Origin of the sequence: Stenotrophomonas sp. ESTM1D_MKCIP4_1, assembly GCF_003086895.1 — a bacterium.
In the GTDB taxonomy this organism is placed as follows: domain Bacteria; phylum Pseudomonadota; class Gammaproteobacteria; order Xanthomonadales; family Xanthomonadaceae; genus Stenotrophomonas.
On record NZ_CP026004.1, the window covers coordinates 1637126 to 1659862 of the forward strand.

11 protein-coding genes are annotated in these 22737 nt (G+C 67.3%); 4 read left to right on the forward strand and 7 right to left on the reverse strand.

The window, feature by feature from the left end; genetic code table 11:
- Position 1 precedes the first annotated feature (1 nt).
- The 3 genes from C1924_RS07640 to C1924_RS07650 all read right to left on the reverse strand — a co-directional run bounded on the left by C1924_RS07640 (position 2) and on the right by C1924_RS07650 (position 6842).
- A complete protein-coding gene (locus tag C1924_RS07640; protein ID WP_108764751.1) occupies positions 2 to 3016 on the reverse strand; it encodes a TonB-dependent receptor in 3015 nt (1004 codons plus the stop codon).
- Between the two features lie 108 nt (positions 3017 to 3124).
- A complete protein-coding gene (locus tag C1924_RS07645) occupies positions 3125 to 4315 on the reverse strand; it encodes an OsmC family protein (RefSeq protein WP_159094766.1) in 1191 nt (396 codons plus the stop codon).
- A 181-nt stretch (positions 4316 to 4496) separates the two neighbouring features.
- Positions 4497 to 6842: a TonB-dependent receptor gene (locus tag C1924_RS07650; protein WP_108764753.1), complete on the reverse strand. Its 2346-nt coding sequence runs from the start codon at positions 6840 to 6842 to the stop codon at positions 4497 to 4499.
- Between the two features lie 91 nt (positions 6843 to 6933).
- On the opposite strand from C1924_RS07650, the gene C1924_RS07655 reads away from it, so the two are divergent.
- Positions 6934 to 11622: an ATP-dependent helicase gene (locus C1924_RS07655; RefSeq protein WP_108764754.1), complete on the forward strand. Its 4689-nt coding sequence runs from the start codon at positions 6934 to 6936 to the stop codon at positions 11620 to 11622.
- A gap of 117 nt (positions 11623 to 11739) precedes the next feature.
- On the opposite strand, the gene C1924_RS07660 is transcribed toward C1924_RS07655, so the two are convergent.
- Entirely contained in the window at positions 11740 to 13851 is a 2112-nt protein-coding gene (locus C1924_RS07660) for a phospholipase C, phosphocholine-specific (protein ID WP_108764755.1), read from the reverse strand.
- A gap of 7 nt (positions 13852 to 13858) precedes the next feature.
- Positions 13859 to 16237 (reverse strand): TonB-dependent receptor, encoded by a 2379-nt coding sequence (locus tag C1924_RS07665; protein ID WP_108764756.1) that lies wholly within the window; start codon positions 16235 to 16237, stop codon positions 13859 to 13861.
- Positions 16238 to 16388: 151 nt separating this feature from the next.
- Here C1924_RS07665 and C1924_RS07670 point away from each other — a divergent pair, with 151 nt between their 5' ends.
- Together C1924_RS07670 and C1924_RS07675 are read left to right on the forward strand one after the other, a co-directional pair.
- Positions 16389 to 17906: an OmpA family protein gene (locus tag C1924_RS07670; protein WP_108764757.1), complete on the forward strand. Its 1518-nt coding sequence runs from the start codon at positions 16389 to 16391 to the stop codon at positions 17904 to 17906.
- Between the two features lie 146 nt (positions 17907 to 18052).
- Positions 18053 to 19198 carry an alpha/beta fold hydrolase gene (locus tag C1924_RS07675; RefSeq protein WP_108764758.1) on the forward strand — a complete coding sequence of 382 codons (1146 nt, stop codon included), beginning with the start codon at positions 18053 to 18055 and terminating at the stop codon, positions 19196 to 19198.
- 9 nt (positions 19199 to 19207) lie between these two features.
- Here C1924_RS07675 and C1924_RS07680 read toward each other — a convergent pair whose 3' ends face one another.
- Both C1924_RS07680 and C1924_RS07685 read right to left on the reverse strand, forming a co-directional pair.
- Positions 19208 to 20347: an MFS transporter gene (locus C1924_RS07680; RefSeq protein WP_108764759.1), complete on the reverse strand. Its 1140-nt coding sequence runs from the start codon at positions 20345 to 20347 to the stop codon at positions 19208 to 19210.
- Between the two features lie 172 nt (positions 20348 to 20519).
- Positions 20520 to 21221: a pirin family protein gene (locus C1924_RS07685; RefSeq protein ID WP_108764760.1), complete on the reverse strand. Its 702-nt coding sequence runs from the start codon at positions 21219 to 21221 to the stop codon at positions 20520 to 20522.
- A gap of 140 nt (positions 21222 to 21361) precedes the next feature.
- Here C1924_RS07685 and C1924_RS07690 point away from each other — a divergent pair, with 140 nt between their 5' ends.
- Positions 21362 to 22276, forward strand: a complete 915-nt coding sequence (locus C1924_RS07690; RefSeq protein WP_108764761.1) for a LysR family transcriptional regulator — start codon at positions 21362 to 21364, stop codon at positions 22274 to 22276.
- Positions 22277 to 22737 lie beyond the last annotated feature (461 nt).

The window sequence follows — 22737 nt, forward strand, 5'->3', positions numbered from 1 at the left end:
GTCACCAGTTCTTTGAAATGCCGAGGTGGAGGTAACGCCCATAGGTTTCATGCAGCGCGCTCAGATAATTGCCGGATGCATTGAGGGGCGGCTCCTTGTTGAACAGGTTGCGCGCGCCAACCTCCACGGCGGTGCCCTTGAGCACGCCATCGTGGAACTCCTTCTTCACCGACAGCGCCCAGCGCTGGGTGGAATCGACGACGTAAGGCCGGCCGTCGGAGTAGGCGCCTGCGGTTACGCTGTCGATGTAGTCATCGCGCAGCCGCACGGTCCAGTCCTGCAGGTTCCAGATCAGGGTGGCGCTGGCCCGCCACTCCGGCTTGGCGCCGTTGATCCCCACTTCGTTGGCCGCCCCCAGGTCCGGCGCGATGATGTTCAGTTCACCGCGTGCGATGGCGGCGGCAATCAGCTGCACTTCGGCGGGTTTCTGCTGGGTGTACTGCTTCAGCTGGCTGGCGCTGAGCAGCAGCGCGAAGCTGCCCCACCCGGTATCCGGCAGGCGCCAGGTGACGTTGTAGTCCACGCCGGACGCGGTCAGCGGCTGGCGGTTCTGGTAGCGGTTGTAGATGTGGGTGACCACGCCGGCAGGTTGCAGGCCGGTGCCTGCAAACAGGGCGACATCCTCGGTGGTCACCTGCGCACGCACCACGTTGGGGTTGCTGGTGCCCTCGACCACGCGCAGGTACGCGTCGTAAAGCAGTTCTTCGCCCATGGTGCTGATCGGGTTCTCCACTTTTATCCGCCACGCGTCCACGCTCAGGTTCACAGAGCCCAAGCGCCCAGGCAGCGCGCGAGGCTCGAAGACCACGCCCCACGACGACTGTCGCGTGGTTTCCGGCTTCACGTCATCGCCATACGACGTCACTGCACTGACCGAAGGTTTGACCGCCGAACCACTGCTGTAGGCATTCAGGCAGGCGCTGTAGTCCGGTTGTGCGCCTTTGGCGATCAGCGCGTGGCAACGGATGGCGTCGTTGTTGAAACCGAACCCGTAGGTGGGCGGCGAGTTGACCAGTTCCAGGCCGGGGGCACGGAATCCGCCGCTGACCGAGCCACGCAGCAGCAGGCTGTCATTGACCTTCCACGCTGCCGCCAGTTTCGGCTTGGCGACCTTGCCGGCGTCGCTGTAATCCTCCCAGCGACCGGCGATCTGCAGGTCCAGCGACTGCACCAGCGGCACGCCGTGCGCGGGGGAAACCAGTGGTACGGCCAGTTCGATCAGCGCGGAGGTGACATTGCGGCTGCCATGCACATCCGGCCGCGGGCTGTGGGTGAAGAAGTTGCTGGGCGCTACGGTGCCGGTGTACCAGTCGGTGTAGGGATGGCTGCCGTCGATGTTGCCATCGCGGTCATCGATGCGGCTTTCGTAGCGGTACTCGACGCCGGCGGCGAGGCCGATGTCACCGGCATACCAATTGAGAAAATCGGAGCGGTTGACCTTGAAATCCCACAGCGCCAGTTCGGCAGTGCCTTCGCGCGTTGCCTCGCCGATGAACGCCGATGTGTCGTAGGGCGTGGCATCACCCACGCGGATCCTGGCTGGATCGCCGCCACTGAAGGGATTGTAGGCACTGGCATCGGTGCGGTTCACCGCCTCGATGAACGCATCGGTGAGTCCGCCCTGCTGCACGTCCGTGCTGCGCGCGCGTGAGTACAGCAGTGCGCTTTCCCAGTTCCAGCCACCTTCGGTCCAGCCGCGCACGCCCAGCAGGACGCGTGACTGCTCGTTGTCGACCTTCACCCGGCGGATCCCTGAATCAGCGAACTGATAGTTCAGCAGCCGTATCGCATCGGCACCGCGCAGCGCGTCCGGAACCCAGTAGGCATCGGGACGGATGTGCAGCAGGAAACCTTCGCCGCCGAAGCCGGATTCGCTGCTGACCCACGATTCGGAGCGCGCCCGGTAATAGCCCAGCTCACCGAACAGCTGCAGGTTGTCATTGATGTCGAAGCGTCCGCTTGCGAACACATTGCCCTTGCTGATGGCAGGTGCCGAGGTGATGCCGGGTTCGGCGGCGGAATCATAGTGATAGCGCGTGGGGACCGCGCCGGACACGAGTGCGCCGGTGGCCGGGTCGATGCTCCAGCTGCCGGTGCGCCTGCCGTTGGTGTAGGTATCGAAGTGCCCCCACGGCGTCCGCGTGCTGAAGCCGGAGGTGCCGTTCGGGTCCGGCACGCTGGTGCCATCGCCCAGCGGCCGGCGGCCATCGGTGGCGGTGAACCAGGCGTCGGAATTGCGCTGCGCCGTGCGCTTGGAGAAGCCGTACAGGAGCGAGAGGTTGCCGCGCTCTTCGGCGAAGTCGCTGCCCAGGTAGCCATCCAGCGAGATGTCTTCACGATGACCGTCGGAGACCTTGCCGTAGTTCAGGCTGACACCACCGCCGTTCTGCAGGTTGCTGGGTGTCACCAGGTCGACCACGCCAGCCACGGCGTCGGAGCCGTAGATGGAGGCGGCACCGTCCAGCAGCAGGTTGATCCGCTCCAGGCCGAAGGTCGGGATGGCATTGGCGTTGTAGGTCGTATCGTCGCCGCTGTTGCTGATGGGGTGCTGCACGGTACGCCGGCCATTGACCAGCAGCAGCGTGTACTTGGCGCCGAGATTGCGCAGGTTGATCGCGCCTACGTCGCCACGCGCGACATTCGAGTTGCGCCCGGCGTTGGTGGTGCCCTTTTCGGTGACGGCAACATCGCCAAACTGCGGCAGGCTGCGGAACAGCTCGTTGCCATTGGTAGCGCCGGTCGCGTCGATCTGCTCGCGGTCAACCGCCACCACCGGCAGCGCGGCCTGCGCGCCACCGCCGGCGATCTGCGAGCCCAGTACGGACACCTTGTCCAGCAAGCGTGCCTGGCCCTCCTGCGCGTGTGCGGCAGGCGTGTGCTTTTCCTCGGCGGCCTCTGCCATCGGGGAAAGCAGGGTGCACAGGGCCAGGGCCAGGTGGCCGCGGCGCGGACGTGGGCCACGCGGCGGATGCAACGGACGGTACGCGCTCGAACGTGAGCGCAGGACGAGCCTCATCGAAAAATCCCCAGGTCGGTGCTGACTGCCGGAATGGATGGGGCGTCTCCCGTGGCCCTTGCTGGCCCGGGAGACCGCCTGTCGGGTCACTGCGTGCCGCGGTTGCGGTCAGAGTGCGGCTTCGCTGTAGGCGCCGCGGACGATGCGGCCTTCCAGCTTCTGCTCGTCCTTGACCAGGTTGTAGAGCGGGCAGGTCGCCTCGACCGACTGTCGCAGCGCATCGATGTCCTGCGCTGATGCGGGTGATTCGATGCGCACGCGGTAGCGGATGCCGCTGAAGCGCGCTGGGGTGGTGACGCCGCGACCGAAGCGCGGGCTCAGCTGGCCATCGACGGTCAGCTCCAGCGAATCCAGCAGCACGTTGCGCGATGCTGCCTGCACTTCAAAGATATGGGTGAGGCACGTGCCGGTCACGCCCAGCAGGTGCTCTTCCACCGTCGGCGCCACGCCATAGCCGAGCAGTCCGGGCGCGCTGTCATGCAGCTGCTGGTGATAGCCATCCTTGCCCAGGAACACCTGGCGCAGGCCGGTATGCGGCTCGACATGGGCACGGGCGACCAGGGTGTCCGGCTCCCTCGGGGCCGCCTTCGGATCGCGGGGGACCTGCCGGGCGAGCACGGCCGGGCGCTTTTCCTCGGTGATGAAATCACGCAGGCCGGGCGGCAGCTTCGGGTCACGCGTCGTGCTGCTGTGCACATAGTCCACGTCGGCATGGCTGACCTGCTGCGGCCGCGTTACCAGATCGATGGCCGAGGACTGCTCGTGTACGGCGCGCTTGAGCGCCTGCAGCTGCGCGTCGGTGGCCGGCGAATCGATGTAGACGACGTAGGAGAGATTGTTGGGATAGGCCAGGCTGGCACTCTTGCGCTCGGGAATGCTGGTGAACACCACATCCAGTGCATCCAGCGGAAGGTTCTGCACCGCTGCCTGCACGACATATTCATCGGCCACGGCGCTGGCCAGCGTGCCGACCAGCGAGTCCCATGATCCCGCGCCAAGGTTGTAGCCGGCGTAGTCACGGCCGCTGTCACTGATGTACTGGAACGCACCGGTCGGCCCGATGCGCAGGCGCCGGACGCCCGACCGGCTTTCGGCCGTCACCTTGGCATGGATGGCGGTGGGTACGGCCGGTTGTGCTGACTGTGCCTGGATCGCCGTGCGCTTGGCAGCAACGTATGCGCGCAACGGCGAGCCTGCGTCTTCGGCAGCATTGGCGAAGGGCGCGGACAGCACCAGCAGGATGGACAATGCGGTCGCGCCAAGGAACTGCAGCGCGGTCTGGGGACGGGCAATGGACATGGAAGGGGTGGCCTCCGACGGCAAACATGAACGAGGCCACACTGTTTCACGTCGGATCGCCACGGCTAAATAACGCTTGGCCATTCCCATATACGCAGGCGGCGCCTGCTGGCACTGCGCCGCGCATGCCGTACAGCGCCTGCGGATCATGCTCCGCAGGCGCTTCCTGCCGTGAGCGGGGTCAGAGCCGCACGGTCACCCCCACCTGGAACGCACGGCCAGGCAGCGGTGCGATGTACTTCAATGGCGAGTTGTGCGGCCGCGCCTCCTCGTTGAGCAGGTTGCTGCCATTGATGAAGACTTCCAGGCCGGCGACAGCTGTCGTGCGCAGCGGAATCGCCCGGCTCAGCTGCATATCGACCAGGTTGAACGCATCGAGAGGCACTTCCTCGCTGACGTTGCGACCGAGGTACGTCTGCCTGTCGTAGTAGGTGCTCGACAGCTGCGCCTTCCAGCCCTCGCGCTGCCATTGCACGATGGCACCGTAACGGTTGGTCGGCATGTTGGGCAGGTACTCGCCATCGTTGTGCGCGCGCAGCGGATCCGGGTGGTCAGCCTTGTTCTTCACTAGGTCAGCGAAGACCGACAGGTTCAGCGCGCCGAAACGGCCCAGGTCCAGGGCCTGCGAGGCATCGATCTCGAAGCCCTTCACCGTGGTGTCGGTCTGCTTCCAGTACTTCAGCGGCAGGCGGTTGGCAGTCTGCAGGCCGGAGTAGCCCAGGTACAGGTAGTTTTCGTAACGCATGCGGTAAGCGGTGGCCGACAGCTGGAAGCCACCCAGGTGGAACAGGCCGGTCAGCTCGAGGTTCTTCGCACGTTCCGGCTCCAGGTTCTGGTTGCCTTCCTCTTGGGTCATCACCGAGTAATGCGCATTGCTGGCGTAGAGCTCGTTGATCTCCGGTGCGCGCTGCGAGGAGGAATAGCGCAGCTTGGCGGCGAACAGCGGGCCGAGTTCAACGTAGGAGCCAATGCTGTAGCTGTTGAGCCGGAAGTCGCGGTCCTGCAGCGCGGTGTTGGCGGAATTGCGTGCGGTCCTGAAGCTGCTGGGCCGCAGCATGTGGTCCACGCGTTCATGGCGCACGCCGGCATCGAACGAGGCCCAATCGAAGTCCAGCGTCTCCTTCAGGAACACGGCCTGGGTGCGGGTGTCGACGTCGGGCAGGTAGCGCTGCGGGCCGCTGCCGGTGACCTCGCGCGACTGCTGGCTGAGACCGAGCAGGCCGCTCAGCGGGCCGATGCGGCGGTGCGCCAGCAGCAGTTCGGCCTGCGTGCTTTCAAAGTCGTAATCGTTGGCCTTGCGGGTACCCAGGCGCTCGCCGGAGGTGTTGTCCAGCTGCGAGACGCGCAGTTCGGCGCGTTCGACGCCGGGCACCGGGTCGCGCAGCAGGGCTTCCAGCGCATAGCGTTCCTGCTTGATGACCACGCCCACCGGCAGGCCATCGGCGTAGTTGGCGCCGAAAGACAGGTTCTGCATCGAGAAACCGGGCACGCCGTATTCGCTGTCCTTGGCGTCTATGCTGATGCCCACGTAGCCGCGGTCGAAGAACAGGGTCGAGCCGAGCGCCACCTGCGAACTGCGTGAATAGCTGTTGCCCAGGCGGTGGTGGTAGTCCGGGGTGACGTCGTTGTTGATCCGCTTCTGCACATAGGACGGCGTGCCGGCGACGTAGTCCGGATTGACCGGATTGACGTAGGTCTGGCGCTGCCACACCGAGGTCGGGCTGTTGGTGTAGAAGGAGAACTCGCCATCGGCCCAGTCTGGGTTCTCGGTCATGAACTGGTCGATGTAGGGCTGCGAGGCCTTGTTGTAGACCTGCTGCACCCGGGCTTCCTTCTGGCAGGCATCGGCCAGCGCCGAATTGACACCGCCGGCGGCCGGGAACAGCTGCGTGTTGCAGGCGGCCGCCTTGCTGTTGCCGGGGATGTCGTAGTGGGAGATGCGCTGCCGCGAGACCTGCAGGTTGGTGGAGACGTTGCGCTGGTTGTTGAAGTTCATGCGGAAGCCCTGCGCGTCGGCGGCGTTGAAGCCTTTGCGCAGCACCAGTTCCATCGACTGGTCCTTGTCTTCCATCGTGCGTGACATCAACCCGGAATCGATCTCGACGCTGCCGCCGATGGCGTTGCCGCTGTAGCGCACGGTGTCGGAGGACTTGTTGACGGTGACGCTGCGCACGAACAGCGGGTCGAACGGAATGTTGATGTCGCCGCTGATTGCGTTCATGCCGAGGATGGACTGGCCGTCCTGCAGGATCTGCACGCGGTTGCCGCTGAGGCTGCGGATGACCGGCGCGCCGGCGTTGGGCCCGAAGGCGCTGTTCTGCACGCCGGACACATGTTCGAGCAGGCCGCCGAGGGTGCGGTTCTGGGCCTGCGGGTTGTCGACGGTGACACGGCTGTCGATGCGTGAGGGCTGGCTGGCTTCCACCTGCAGGGTGGGGAGGGTGGGCGCGTCCGCCGCCCGGGCGGAATGGAGGGCGACGGACTGGAGGGCGAGGGGGATGGCTGCAGCTAGCAGGTGGCGACGCATGACACGCTCCGTAAAAATGGCGTGAAATGTTATAACGTAACTATTTGTAATGACAAACGATTTCTTCGCCGTATGATCGAAGCCATCATCGATGGCGACCGTCCCTGCCTTGGATTCCCTGCAGCATTTCCATCCCGCGACACGCGACTGGTTCCGCTCTGCGTTCGCGGCCTCAACGCCGGTCCAGGACGAGGCCTGGGCGTCGATCGCTGCGGGCCGGCACACGCTGGTGGTGGCGCCGACGGGATCGGGCAAGACGCTGGCGGCATTCCTGCATGCCATCGACCAGGTCTTTGCCGAGCGCGATGGCGAGGCACGCCGCGACCCTTCGGCCAAGCACGTGGCGCGCACGCGCGTGCTGTACCTGTCGCCGATCAAGGCGCTGGGCAGCGATGTGCAGCGCAACCTGCAGGTGCCGCTGCAGGGCATCAGTGCCCGCCGCAGTGAACGCGGTGATCCGACCGTCGCCCTGTCCGTGGCCATGCGTACCGGCGATACCAGCAGTAGCGAGCGGGCGCGCCTGCTGCGGCGCGCGCCGGATATCCTGATCACCACGCCCGAGTCGCTGTACCTGATGCTGACCTCACAGGCGCGCGACATACTGCGCGATGTGCACACGGTCATTCTCGATGAGATCCACGCGGTGGCCGGCAGCAAGCGTGGCTCGCACCTGGCCCTGAGCCTAGAGCGGCTCGATGCGCTGCTGCAGGCCCCGGCGCAACGCATCGGCCTGTCGGCCACGGTACGGCCCGTGGAGGGTGTGGCCGCATTCCTGGGCGGCGACCGCGCGGTGCAGGTGGTGCAGCCCGCTTCACAGCGGCAGCTGGAACTGAAGATCGTGGTGCCCATCGAGGACATGACCGACCTGGCCGTGCACGGCCCCGCGGAAGGACACAGCTCAGGCGCACGCACGGGGTCGATCTGGCCGCATGTGGAAGCCAGCATTCTCGACAACGTGCTGCAGCATCGCTCCACGATTGTCTTCGCCAATTCGCGTGGCGTGGCCGAACGACTCACCGCGCGGCTCAACGAACTGCATGCCGAGCGCAGCACGGGGGAGCATCCCGAACTGACCGCCGGAGAGACCGCAACGGCTTACGGCTCGTTCACCGGCAGCACGGTGAACCGGGTGACGGCGCCGGGCACCCTGATTGCGCGATCGCACCATGGCTCGGTGTCCAAGGAACAGCGTGCTGCCATCGAGCAGGCACTGAAGTCCGGCGAACTGCGGTGCGTGGTGGCGACGTCCAGCCTGGAACTGGGTATCGACATGGGCCTGGTGGATCTGGTCATCCAGGTGGCCGCGCCGCATTCGGTGTCCAGCGCGCTGCAGCGGGTCGGGCGTGCCGGGCACCAGGTGGGTGGTCTGTCGCGCGGGCTGCTGTACCCACGCACGCGGCGTGACCTGGTGGATGCGGCCGTGGTGGTGGACAGCATGCTCGATGGGCGTATCGAAGCCATCGACTCACCGCGCAATCCGCTCGATGTGCTGGCCCAGCAGACCGTGGCTGCGGTAGCGATGGAGCCACTCGATGTCGAGGCCTGGTACGCACGGGTTCGCCGCGCCGCGCCGTACCGCACGCTGCCGCGCAATGCCTTTGATGCGGTGCTGGACATGCTGGCTGGGCGCTATCCGTCCGATGCGTTCGCCGGTTTCCGCCCGCGGCTTGTCTGGGACCGGAAGACCGGCACGCTGACCGCACGTCCTGGCGCCCGCCAGCTGGCGGTGACCAGCGGCGGTACCATTCCCGACCGTGGCATGTATGCCGTTGTCCTGCCCGAGGGTGAAGAACAGGCAGGATCGCGCCGTGTCGGCGAGCTGGACGAGGAGATGGTCCACGAGTCGCGGGTCAATGATGTGATCACCCTCGGCGCCACCTCCTGGCGCATTGACCAGATCACCCTCGACCAGGTCGTGGTGACGCCCGCGCCAGGGCGCTCGGCGCGGTTGCCGTTCTGGCGGGGCGAGGGCATCGGCCGCCCGGCCGAGCTGGGGCAGGCCACCGGCGCGTTCCTTGCCGAACTGGAAGCCGATCCAGGCTCCGCTGGCGAGCCATCCCCGGCGCTGCTTGCCCGGCTGCGCGGGCGTGGCCTGGATGACAACGCGATCGGCAACATGCTGGCGCTGGTGGCCGAACAGCAGCAGGCGACCGGCGTGCTGCCGACCGACCGGCGCCTGGTGGTGGAGCGTTGCCGTGATGAACTGGGTGATTGGCGGGTGATGCTGCATTCCCCTTACGGGCGACGGGTGCACGATCCCTGGGCGTTGGCCGTGGCCGCCCGGCTGAGAGAGCAGGCGGGCGTGGATGCGGCGGTGGTGGCCAGCGACGACGGCATCATCGTGCGCATGCCGGATCGCAGCGGCGTTGTGCCCGGTGCGGAGATCTTTCTGTTCGACGCGGCCAGCCTGCGCCACACCATCCATCTGTCAGTCACGGGCTCTGCGTTGTTCGCCGCACGCTTCCGTGAGTGCGCTTCGCGCGCCCTGCTGCTGCCGCGCCGCACACCGGGCAAGCGCTCGCCGTTGTGGCAGCAGCGCCTGCGTGCCGGGCAGCTGCTGGAGATCACACGCGGGCAGGAGGAATTCCCGATCCTGGTCGAAACCGCACGCGAGTGCCTGCAGGACGTCTACGATCTGGACGCGCTGGATGCGCTGATGCTGCGCATGCAGGCGGGGCAGGTCGGGATGGTTGAAGTGGAGACGGCAGTGCCATCGCCCTTCGCGGCGAATCTGCTGTTCGGCTATGTCGCCGAATTCATGTACGAAGCCGATGTGCCGCTGGCCGAGCGGCGTGCATCGGTGCTGGCGCTCGACAGTGGCCTGCTTGCCGAACTGCTTGGCCAGGTCGATCTGGGTGAGCTGCTCGACGATGACGTGGTGGCCACCGTGGCGCGCGAGCTGCAGCGCTTGGATCCGATCCGCCATGCGCGTGGCAGCGAAGGCGTGGCCGACCTGCTGCGCGAACTTGGCCCGCTGCCTGCCATCGACGTCGCGCAGCGCATCACTGAGCCAGCGCAGGGCGCGGCCTGGCTGGAGGCGCTGCACGCCGCTGGCCGTGCCATCAGGGTGGCCGTCGCCGGTACTGAGCAGTGGGCCGCGGTGGAGGATGCCGCGCGGCTGCGGGATGCCCTGGGGATCGATCCGCCTGCGGACGTGGCCGAGGCATTCCTGGCGCCGGTGCCCGATCCACTGGGTGATCTGCTCAGCCGCCATGCGCGGCATCACGGGCCCTTCAGCAGCGGCGGCGTGGCCGCACGCTTCGGGCTGGGCGTGGCGGTGGTGGATGACGCGCTGCATGCCCTGCAGGAACAAGGGCGGATCGTTCGCGGCCGCTTCGGCCTTGATCGCCGCCAGGCCATGGATGAGCTCACACCTGCTTCGCCGCGCGCTGCCCACGAGTGGGTCGCCGCCGATGTGCTGCAGCGGTTGCGGCTGCGCTCGCTGCAGGCCGCGCGCGAGGCGACCCGCCCGGTGCCGGTGGAGGCCTACGTCGACCTGCTGCTGCAGAACCAAGGCGTGCTGCACGAGGTCGTGCCTGCGCCCGACAGCGAAAGCGTGCTGCAGGTGATCGAACAGCTGGCGGGCCTGCCACTGCCGGCATCGTTGTGGGAACAGCAGGTGCTGCCGGCGCGCGTGCCCGGCTACAGGCCCGCGCTGCTGGATGAGCTGCTGGCGACCGGCGCGGTGCTCTGGGCTGGCCATGGCCGTGTGGGCGACGATGATGGCCTGGTGTCGCTGCACGTCCGCGAGCATGCGCCTGAAACCCTGCCGACCATCAACGGAGAGATGGCTGATTCGCCGATGCAGCAGGCGATCCTGCACGTGCTGGCCGACGGCGGTGCGTTCTTCGCCCCGCAGCTGGCGATGCAGGTACAGCTGCGCCTGGCGGAGACGGACCGTGCCGGCGAGGACTTCCCGACGGCGTTGTGGCAGCTGGCCTGGCGCGGCCAGGTCAGCAGTGATCTGTGGGCGCCGTTGCGCGCGCTGGGCGGCGCGCGTCCCGCACGGGCGCGCCCCGTACCGGTGTCGCGGCGGCGCCGGGGCTTTGCCTTCGCGCCAGCCACATCTGCCGCGGGCGCTGGGCTGGAACTTGCCAGCAGCACGGGGCCAACGCTGGCTGGACGCTGGTCGCTTCTGCCGCAGGCGCGGGCCAACGACACGGTGCGCGCGCTCGCACAGGCCGAGGCGCTGCTGGATCGTTACACGGTGGTGACCCGCAGCGCGGCGATGAGTGAAGCCGTGGCGGGTGGTTTCCCGGCACTGCGCCCGGTACTGCGCAGCATGGAAGACAGCGGGCGGCTGCTGCGGGGGCGCTTCGTGGAGGGCATGGGCGGTGCCCAGTTCGCCCAGCGCGATGACATCGACCGCCTGCGCGTCAGCGCCGAACGGCCGGGTCGGCCTGGCAGATGGATTGCGTTGTCTGCACTGGACCCCGCCAATCCGTTCGGCAGTCTGCTGCCCTGGCCCTTGCCGTCGGCAGGGCCGAAGCCCGTGCGGCGAGCCGGGGCGATGGTGGTGATCGGCGCTGGCCGCCTGCAGCTGTACCTGCCGCAGGGCGGGCGCCAGCTGACCAGCTGGATCGATGCGACGGCCGAAGATGCCGCAGCGCGCTGGTCGGCCGCTGCCCAGGCGCTGGCGGTGTGCCTGCGCCGTGGCCGGCGGATGTCGTTCACCCTGGAGCGCATCAACGAAGAGCAGATCCATCGTGGTCCCGCCGTCGAAGCGCTGCGCGAAGCAGGGTTCAGCAGTGAGCCGCGCGGGCTGGGCTGGAACGGCTGACGTCCCGTCATGCGCCACTGGCTCTGCAGAGCCGAGCCCATGCTCGGCTGCATTTTGTAGAGTCGAGCCTGCTCGACTGAAACAAGCAGTCGAGCAAGCTCGACTCTACCGACAGCCTCATCCGTGCTCGAAGCGTAGCGGCTGGCCACCCATCGCCGGGTCGCTGGTGCCGGGGCGACCATCTTCGGCGCGGCCGGCCAGGCGCAGTTCGCTGTCACCGGCCACCACGTGCAGGTCATACCAACCGCTGGTGGGCGCCGCGTCCCAGGCCAGCGTGGTCTCCACCCCAGCGGCCAGGATCAGCGTCTGCTCAGGCATGTGCCCGGCGTAGGCACCGCCTCGCACACGGATCGACTGCGCTGCACCGCTGGCATTGCGCAGCGTCAACCGCAGCTGGCCCTCGATCGGGTCAACCTGCGCGTGCAGCACCGGCGCACCGGCAGCGCCGCGGAAGTGCCGGTGGAAGCCGTTCGGGCCCAGCAGCCAGAGATCGTAGCGGCCCTGGGCATCCAGCGCCCACCGGTCCTGCAGCGGCGCGTCCGGCGCCACGGTATAGCGGCGCGGCAGGTCCGTCAGGCGAAGCCGGTCATAGACGTGCAGTACGCTGGCTGCGCCGTCGCAGGAAAACTGCAGGCGGATGCTGTCTGCGGCAATCGCCGCCACCTGCGCCTGCGGGCGATACGGCAGGGCGCGTGCAGGACGCGTGCCCGCTTCCTGGCGTGCCGCCAGCAGGCCTGCAGGCAGTGCAGGCACGGTGCGCCCGGGCAGGGCCGCGGCGCGCGCAGCGGTGGCACTGACATCGGGCAGATTGCGCACGAACGGACGGGTATCGCGCTGGGCAAAGTCGAAGGCATTGGTCAGGTCGCCACACACGGCGCGGCGCCATGGCGAGATGTCCGGCGCGGGCACGCCGAAGCGGCGCTCGATCAGCCGCAGCACCGAAGTATGGTCATACACCTGCGAATCGACCCAGCCGCCGCGGCTCCAGGGCGAGATCACATACAGCGGCACGCGCGGGCCCAGGCCATACGGGCGGCCGCGCAGTTCGGCAGCGTCGGACTTCTCGTCGCCCGGCGCCGGGTGCTGGTGGTACTCGCCGTCGGTGCTCACCGACGACGCACCGGCCCAGCCGCCATCGGGTGTTGCCGACGGCGGCGCGGGCGGCGGCACGTGGTCGAAGAAACCGTCGTTCTCATCGAACATCAGCAGCAGCGCGGTGCGGCTCCACACCTCCGGGTCGGCGGTCAGCGCGTCCAGCACGCGCGCGGTGTAGGCCGCGCCCTGGGCCGGACTGGAAGGCCCAGGGTGCTCGCTGCCGGCGGCATCGGCGATGATGAAGCTGACCTGCGGCAGGCGGCCGTCGATGGCGTCCTGGCGCAGCTGGGCCAACCCGCGCGTGCTGACGCCACGTTTGCGCAGCGCGGCATCGTGTCCCGGTGCGCCGCTGTAGGCCTGGCGGAACGTCTCGAAGCCGGCCAACGGGTTGTCGGTGAAGTTGTCGGCCATGTCCTGGTATATCTGCCAGGAGACACCTGCCTGCTGCAGCCGCTCCACATAGCTGGTCCACCGGTAGGACTGCGGATGACCGCCGTGCTCGGGGAAGTTGTCATGCGAGTTGGCGATCACCGGACCGCCGGCGCGGGCGAAGGCGTCGTTGTGGCCGGTCCACAGGAATACCCGGTTCGGGTTGGTACCGGCCTGCATGGCGCAGTGGTAGGCATCGCAGATCGTGAATGCTTCGGCCAGGGCGAACTGGAAAGGCAGGTCGGCGCGCTGGAAGTAGCCCATCGCGTGGTTCTGCTTGGCCATCGGCCAGTGCCCCATGCGGCCGTGGTCCCAGGCGCGCTGTGCATCGGGCCAGGTGTGCGGGGTGCCTTCCACGCGCATGTAACCGAAGTGTGCGGCCGTATCCAGCGCGAAGGGCGCGATCGCGCGTTGCCCGCTGGCATCGGGCTGCAGCCAGAGGCTGCGCGGGCCATCCGCGCCGGCCAGCGGTGCAGCGGGGGCAACGAAGCGGTCGCCGAACCCACGCACGCCCGGCAGGGTGCCGAAGTAGTGGTCGAACGATCGGTTTTCCTGCATGAACACCACGATGTGCTGCAGGTCCTGCAGGCTGCGCGTCTGCGCGGCCGGGGCGATGGCCGCTGCCCGGGCGATGCTGGGCAGCAGCGGTGCCAGGCCGGCGGCGACGCCGGCCTGCAGCAACCGGCGTCGGCCGATATCAGTCACGAGTACCTCACAGATCCACGCGGAAGGAGATGCCGACGGTGCGCGGCGCGCCGATGAAGGCCGCGTTGGCACCGTCAACCCCAGCAAGATAGCGCTTGTCGGTGATGTTGCTCACCACGAGGTTGGCGCCCATGCCCTTCAGGCGCGGCGACAGGCCCTGCAGGTCGAAGCCGATGTTGGCGTTGAAGACCGTGGCCGAGGGCAGCTTGTTGACGTTGGCCGCGTCCAGGTAGCGGGTGCCCAGGTAGCGGCCGGACAGGCCGAAGTTCCAGTTCTCGCCCTGCCAATCGGCCGACAGCACCAGGATCTGCTCGGGCTGGCCGATCACTTTGGCCCCATCGACGATGCCCAGCTGGGTATCACGCGTGGCATCGCCGCTGCCCAGGTACTTGGAGCGGTTGTAGGTATAGGCCGCGTTGATCCGCCAGCCGTTGTCCCAGCCATAGCCGAAGGCCGCTTCCAGGCCGTTGCTTTCCACGCCACCGAAGTTCTCGTAGACGCCGTCGGTCTCGTCCAGGTAGTCGATGCCGCTGACCAGGCCGGCCGGCAGGTAGACGATCCGGTTGTCGAATTTGATGTTGTACAGGGTGACCGAGGCGGTCAGCGGCCAGCGGCTGATGCGCATGCCCACTTCGATGTTGTCAGCCGTCTCCGGTTCGACGTTGCGGAAGCGCTGCGGGTCGGTTTCGCCGAGCACGCCGGAGGGAATCGCGGCGAAGTTCTGCGAGAAGCCGGCGAACAGCTCCATGCCCTCCACGCCCGGAGCCCAGGTGAAGCCCGTGGACAGCAGCGGGTCGGATTTGGAATCGGAGGTGACGTGCTCGCTGGCACCGATCACGCGGTTGCGCGACTGGTCGACGAAGAACTGCTTGACGCCCACGCGCGTACTGAACGGGCCGAAGCGGGCCACGTCCTCGACGTAGTACATCTGCTCGTCCACCGTGTAGTTGTCCTCGAACTGCACCCAGTACGGCTGGTGGTCGAAGCCGATGTCCTGGCCGACGTTGAGCAGGCGGTGCCAGTCGCGGCGCGCCGAGCGGTCCAGCTTCTCCACCCACAGGCCGCCGCGGACGGTGTTGTCGACGCCGCCAAAGGTCTGCCGCCATTCGACATCGGCGGTCACGCCCATGCGGTCGTTGTCGTAGTGGGTGTGGCGATAGGACTGCGCGCCCAGCACGTTGCCGGCGTAGCAGTTGGGATCGTATTCGGCGCTGAAGCCCACGCGCGGGGTGCAACCCGCAATGGGCTGGGCGCTGCTGCCATCGGGGTTCACGAAGTAGATCTGGCCGAGGTTGCTGCCGCCGTACGCCGTGCTGCCGCCCATGTATTCGGACTGCGGTTGGCCGGCCCCGTCCTGGGTCACGTCGGCCAGATAGGGCGGCAGCCAGTCGCCTCGGCCCTGCATGCGATGGCCATAGGCAGCCAGCGAGGTTCTGAAGCCGTTGCCGCCGTCGAAGGCCGCGCGCAGGTAGCCGAAGGTGTTCTCACGCAGCGCGCGCGAACCGGAACGGTAGTTCTGGTCCAGGTAGGGGATGCCGGTGAGGGTGCCGACCAGGTTGTCGCGGTCGGGGTTGCTGGCAAAGCCCTGCGGCGAAACGCTGGTGTATTCCGGCTCGTCGGCATCGTTGTAGGAGAGATAGCCGGTCAGCGTCCAGCGGTCCAGTTCGGTGACGAATTTGCCGGCGATATGATCGTTGCTGGTCTTGCCGCTGCCATCGATCCAGTCGCTCACGCGGGCCGAGGATGCGCTGACCCAGGCGCGGGTGTGGCCGCCGAGCAGGCCGGTGTCGTAGCGCACGTAGTACTTGCGCGCATCGTTGTCACCGGCACCTGTGACGAAGCGCAGGCGGCTGTCATGCAGCGGATCACTGGTGAGGAAGTTCAGCGTGCCGCCGAGCGCCTCGTTGGAGCGCGAGGAAATGTCGGCCGTGCCCTGGCTGACTTCCACTGTTTCCAGGTCGAGCGTGTCGATGTAGCGGTTGGCCAGCGAGCCGCCGCCGTAGCCCGAGCCGCCGTTGGGCAGGCCATCGATGGTGGTGCCGATCTGCTGCGTATCGCGGTTGGTGACAAAGCCGCGCATGCTGATCTGCGTGCCCCACACCGAAGAACCGGTTGCATCGGCTTCGCTGACCACGACGCCCGGCACTTCGTTGAGTGCGCCGTTGACGCTGCTCAGCACCGTCTGCCGGTTCAGCGCTTCGGTGCGTACCGAGGTCTTGGCATAACTGGTGGCCTGGCCGATCACCTGCACCTGGTCCAGTGTGCGTGCGTCGGCACTGCGCGATTCGGCGGTCTCGCCCTGCGGTGCTTCAGCCAAGGCGTCCAGCGCGGGGGCGATCAGCAGGGCAAGCAGCGAAACACTGGGAAAACGCGCAATCGTTCGCATCGAAACCGGACCTTGAGTGGGGAAAGCCCGGGAGTTTCTGCAGGCGCAATGACATGGGAATGACGTGAATGCGCACGAACGATGGCAGTGTGTGGCCGTCACGGCCATGCGCTATGCTCGGGGCCCTTCTCAATGGATATGAGGTGTGGCGATGTACGCATGGACGAGGATCTGTCTGGGGGCTGTGGTGCTGCTGGCAGTGGCAGGCTGCGAACGCACGCCTGTGCCGGCCGCCGAGACGGCCGCCGCGCCCGCGGATGCAGCTGCAACGGAAGCTGGCACTGCCAGTGCAGCGGCGGCAAAGGACGCGGCCGCGGGCCTGACCGACCGGGATGGCAAGCCGGTGCCGGTGCTGTCTTTCGATACCACTCAGCTGTCGATCAGCAGCGTGGCGCTGGGGGAACTGCCGTTCTTCAGCCTGCCACACGGCTATGCGCCGCAGAACACAGCCAGCAAGCGTGCATGGGCGCGCTTTCCGTTCCGTATCGGCGATGGCGTGCATTGGGCGGAAGGCCCGAGCTGGTCGGCGCGCATCGTTGCCGACAGCGCAGCGGACAAGACCTTCTCGGCGCTGGAAGTGCAGCGCAACTTCGATGGCGTGCTGGCTGCCGCCGGTGGGCACAAGGTGTTCGAGGGCAAACTGCTGCGTGACATCTACTACGGCCCGCAGCTGGAAGACGAGATCGGCGGCGGTTTCATCGATGCGGTGAACCTGGACCAGGACGCGGCCACCACGGTGTACGTGGTGCGTCAGGCCGATCGCACGGTGTGGGTGCAGCTCGCCGTGGACAGCAACGGCGCCGGTCTGGTGGTACTCGATGACGTGCCGTTCAAGCCTACCGCGCAGTGGTCGGACAGCTTCCCGCACCTGGGCCTGCCGGCCGGCTATGGCGAGCGCAATGCACCGCAGAAACGTGATTTCGACACCTTCCCGTTCTGGAACGGTAAGCGCTTCGAGCAGGTGGAAGGACGCACCTGGGCCCAGGACTTCGACAAGGGCGAGCATGCGTATTCATTGCATGAGGTGCGGCGCAACCTTGAAGCGATGATGGCCCAGGCCGGTGGCCGCAAGGTGTTTGATGGCCACATTCCGCGCGAAGCTGCCGATGGCGTGCCGCAGCAGGTGAAGTCGGCCTACAGCCAGGCTGCGGGCTTCAGCTGGCAGGATTACGAAACCCAGGTCTACCGTGTTGACCTTGCCGATGGTCGCCAGCTCTGGGTGCACGCGCGGCTGGAGTACCTGAGCGCAGGCTGGGTCGTGGTCGAGCGCAAAGGCTTCACCCAGACCGCAGCGCTGCTGCCGGCCGACGCACTCAGGAATCAGCTGAACAGTGCCGGCCGGGTCGCCATCCAGGTCAACTTCGCCAGCGACAAGGCGGACATCCTGCCGACATCCGAGCCTCAGCTGGCGCAGGTGCTGGAACTGCTGCGCAGCGATGCTGCACTGAAGCTTGCCATCGAAGGACATACCGACAACAGCGGCGCGGCGGCACACAACCGCAGCCTGTCTGAAGCCCGTGCTGCATCGGTGGTGGCAGCCCTGACCAGCAAAGGCATCGCTCCGGAGCGCCTGCAGGCGGCGGGCTTTGGTGCCGACAAGCCCGTGGCTGACAACGGCAGCGAAGACGGCAGGGCGCGCAATCGCCGCGTCGAGCTGGTCAAGCGCTGAGCGGATGCGTCCACCCTTCGCATGATGGCGCGCGGACAAAACTGAATCGATCCCCGACTGTCATCAACCGGTCATCCAACTGCGATAGATGAAGCCCGGCTGCGCCCGCTAACCTGCCACGCTGTCGCACTTTTCCCTGATTGCCCATGAAGCGCCCGCTGCTGCTGTTGCTGGCGTGCGCCGGCCTGTGGCTGGCTGCATGCTCTTCCTCGATCACCGCCTCGTCCACGTCGCTCAGCGACCGGCTGGTCGCGCCCGGTGGCGTATCCACCCTGCTGGACCAGCCGCGCATCGCCGCGGCCATCGCCGAGCTGCCCAATCGCCATGGCATTGCGCCGGGGCGCGATGGCGTGCCGATCTTCTGGCGGGTGTTCGATCCGGGCGACTATGGCGCCCGCTATCGTTACCTGCCGCAGCGCCACGAGAACGGCCAACCCCTGGACACCGGGCTGAGCCTGTCGGTGCCGCAGCCGTTCCGTGCGCAGGCGCCGCGCGGCACGGTGGTGCTGCTGCACGGCTGGATGATGAATGGCGATTCGATGCTGCCCTGGTCGCTGCAACTGGCCGAGTCGGGCTACCGCGTGGTCACCCTGGACCTGCGCAACCATGGCCAGTCCGGGCGTGGGCCGTCCGGCTACGGCACCTACGAATCGGACGATGTGGTGGATGTGATCGGCGAGTTGCGTGCGCGCGGCGAGGTGGTCGGGCCCTTGTACCTGTTCGGGGTGTCCTACGGCGCCGCCACCGCCGTGTTCACGGCCGACAAGCTGGGCGACCAGGTGGCCGGCGTGGTGGCGATGGAATCGTTTGCCAATGCGGGCGTCGCCATCCGCACGATGATTCCGCACCTGATGGCGCTGCAGCCGGAAGGGCTGAAGGCGCAGGCCGTGGCATCGTATGCGCGCTGGCGTTACGGCGGCCAGGACATCAACCAGGTGATCGCCGCTGCCAGCCGCCGCATTGATGTCGATCTGGACCGGGTGGACGTGGCCCGCGCACTGGCCGATACCCGTGCCTGCGTGCTGCTGCTGCACGGGCAGGGCGACCAGCACATTCCGGTCAGCCAGGGCCGCCAGCTCGCGCTGGCCAATCCGCGCGCGCACTACATCGAGATGCGCGGAGAAGACCACATCACCCTGCCGCTGCGATTGGACCTGCTGGCCGGCGTAGTGGATGACTGGATGGCCCAGGACGCGCACCACCCGCGCGCGACCTGCCCGGCGCCACAACTGCCGGCACAGGCAGAGTGGCGGGTGCATGACACTGCCGCTCCTGTGGCCACGCGCGGCTGATCTTTCTCCTTACGGCAAACGGCGTGCCAGAGCGCGGGCCGAGGCCGCCACGCCCAGCAGCAGTGCCGCCACGCAGAGGAAGGCGAATCCCAGCGTGGTGAGGTGGGCCAGTCCGCCGATCGCCGCCGGGCCGGCGAGGATGCCGGCGTAACCCAGCGTGGTGACGGCGGTGATGGCGATGCTTTCAGGCATCGCGCGCTGCTGGCCGGCCATCGAGAACAGCGCCGGCACGATGTTGGCGCAGCCCAGGCCGACCATCACATAGCCAGCCAGCGCCACCGCGAAGGAGGGCACCAGGGTGGCCAGGGCGAACCCGGTGGCGGCGGTGACCCCGCCGATGATGATCGTGCGCGTGCGGCCCAGACGCTCGACGAGGCCATCGCCGAACAGGCGCATCGCGGTCATCGCCAGGGTGAACACCGCAAAGCCAGCGCCGGCCTGGTCGCGCGGGACCTGCCGCACCTCGGCAAGGAACACGGCGCTCCAATCGAGCATCGAGCCTTCGGCCAGGAACACGATGAAGGCCAGCACGCTGATGAACAGCACCACGCCGTGGGGCATGGCCAGCATCGGGCCGTCATGGGCGATGCGCTGCGGGCGCCAGTGCGGTGCCGACAACAGCGCCACCACGAGCATGGCTGCCACCGACAGCAGCGCGGCCATCCACAGTGGTGTGCCCAGCAACAGCAGGCCGGTCATGCAGCCGGCACCGATGAAGCCGCCGATGCTGTAGAACGCATGGAAGCCCGACATCATCGCGCGGCCGGCATCACGTTCAACCGCCACCGCCTGCATGTTCATCGTGCAGTCCATCGCGCCGACACCCGCACCGAACAGGAACAGCGCCGTGCCCAGCGCCAGCGGGGAGGGCGCCAGCGCCAGCAGCGGCAACGCCAGCAGGATGAGACCGGTGGTGATGATCATCAGGCGCCGGCAGCCCAGGCGTCCGCTCAGTGCGCCGGCCAGCGGCATCGCCAGCAGCGAGCCCAGGCCGAGGCACAGCAGTACCGCGCCCAGGCTGGCATCGGACAACTGCGCCTTGGCTTTGGCGTACGGCACCATCGGTGCCCAGGCCGCCGTGGCAAAGCCCGGTATGAAGAAGGCAGCGCGGGTGGCGTGCTGCTGGGCACGCGGGGAAGAGGGCGTCATGCGCAGGGTGGGATCGGGAGAATCCCGCAATGAAAACGTTTCCAGGCTCCTTGAGCAAGTGCCGGAAGCGTCATCGCACGGCGAATACGAATGCAGTCGCGCGGGCCAGGCACGCAAAGGCCCGCGACACCCATGGGCGCCGCGGGCCTTGCTGCATCGTCGTGCTCAGTGCTTACAGCGGCAGATCGAACACCAGCACTTCGGCGTCGTTGCCGTTTTCCAGCGTCAGCTGTGCTTCGTCGCTGATCTGCAGTGCGTCACCGGCATCCAGGGTGATGCCGTTCACCTGCAGCTGGCCACGGGCGACCTGCACATAGGCGCCACGGCCATTGCCCAGTGCGTGGTGCAGCTTCTGGCTGCCATCAAGGATGGTGGCGTAGATGCGGGCATCCTGCTGGATGCGCAGCGAACCGTCGGCACCATCGGGCGAGGCGATCAGGCGCAGCTGGCCGCGCTTGGTTTCCGGCGCGAAATGGGTCTCGCGGTAGGACGGTTCGATGTTCTCGCTGTCCGGGAAGACCCAGATCTGCAGGAAGTGCACCGGATCGGTGGCCGAGTGGTTGAACTCGCTGTGGCTGACGCCGCTGCCGGCGCTCATCACCTGCACGTCGCCGTAGCGCAGCACCGAGCCGGTGCCCATCGAGTCCTTGTGCTCCAGCGCACCGCCCAGCACGTAGGAAATGATTTCCATGTTGCTGTGGCTGTGGGTGCCGAAGCCCTGGCCGCCGATGACCTTGTCTTCGTTGATGACGCGCAGCGGGCCGAAGCTGACGTAGCGCGGGTCGTAGTAGCCGGCGAAGGAGAAGGTGTGGCGGGAGGACAGCCAGCCATGCTCGGCCAGGCCACGGGTAGCGCTCTTGCGGATCTGCAGCATGATGATTTCTCCTTGTTCGATGGTTTCGATGGGGCGGGGTGGGCCGGTGGCCGCTGTGTTTCCCCGTTGGAGAGAAGTATCCGCTTGCACCGTGGGTTTGAAAAACGGATAGTTTTGACAGCCATCATCGAAAATTTCGAATGCTCAAGCTCAGCCTGGATGCCCTGCAGATCCTGGACGCCATCGACCGCCGCGGCTCCTTTGCCGGCGCGGGCAAGGCCCTGCACAAGGTGCCCTCGACCATCTCCTACACCGTGGCCAAGCTGGAGGAGGACCTGGGCGTCCAGCTGTTCGACCGGGTCGGCCCCCGTGCGGAGCTGACCGAGGCCGGTCGGGCGCTGCTGGACGAGGGCCGCCACCTGCTGCGGGCTGCCCGTGAACTGGAGCTGCGGGTGCGGCGGGTGGCCTCCGGTTGGGAGGCGGAGCTGACTCTGGCGGTGGATTCGGTGTTTCCGACCTGGCTGCTGGGCCCGGACATTGCTGCGTTTCGCGGTATCGAGGCGCCGACGCGGCTGCGTCTGTTCGGCGAGGCGTTGTCGGGTACCTGGGAGGCCCTGCTGGACCGCCGCGCCGACCTGCTGGTGGGCGCGGCCGGCGAGGGACCCAGTGGCGGTGGCTACGTGGTGGAGCCGCTGGGAAGCGTGGCGTTTGTGTTCGCGGTGGCTCCCCATCATCCGTTGGCGCAGGCGCCGGGTGTGCTGGGGCGCGAGCAGCTGGCCGAGCATTGCGCCATTGCCGTGTCCGATTCCGCGCGGCGGTTGCTGCCACGCACGGTCGGCCTGCTGATGGGGCAGGAGATCCTGACGGTGCCGGACATGGCCAGCAAGTTGAACCTGCAGTGCCAGGGCGTGGGTTTCGGTTTTCTGCCCGAGCCGTGCGCGCGCGCAGCGGTGGCCCGTGGCCAGCTGGTGATCCGCGAAGTGGAGGAGCACAAACCGGAGGAAACGTTCTGGCTGGCCTGGCGCACGGGTGAGGATGGCGCGGCATTGCGCTGGTGGCGCGAGCGGTTGCGCAGGCCGGAGCTGCTGGCGCAGTGGTGGCAGGCAATGGGGTAGATCCACGCCATGCGTGGAGGGGGGGGGGTCTGCAGGGCTGCGCCCTGCACCTGCCGAATCAACGTCGACGGCAACGTCAACGTCAACGTCAACGGCAGAAGCTGGTTATCCGTGGGATGGCGGGGTGGGTCCGGTTGCGGGGGACGCTGCAAGTACGTCCATGTAAGCTCGGTCGCGCCATCCATGGCGCTCACGCCCCCGCAACCGGACCCACCCCGCCTTCGACAGTTTTCCGCGATCTGTCGGAACGGCACGGGGTCGGATCCCGTTGCTGTGCAACGGGCTCTGACCCCGGACTTGTTTCGATACCTGACAGATGTGTCGACCAGGGTCGACACCTGCCAAATGCCGCGCGCTCCAAACGTTGTTGCCGGCCAGCGGCCGGCACTACCGCAGGTGCAGGGCGCAGCCCTGCCGAAGGCACAAAAAAAACAGCAGGCCGAGGCCTGCTGTTTCGGTGT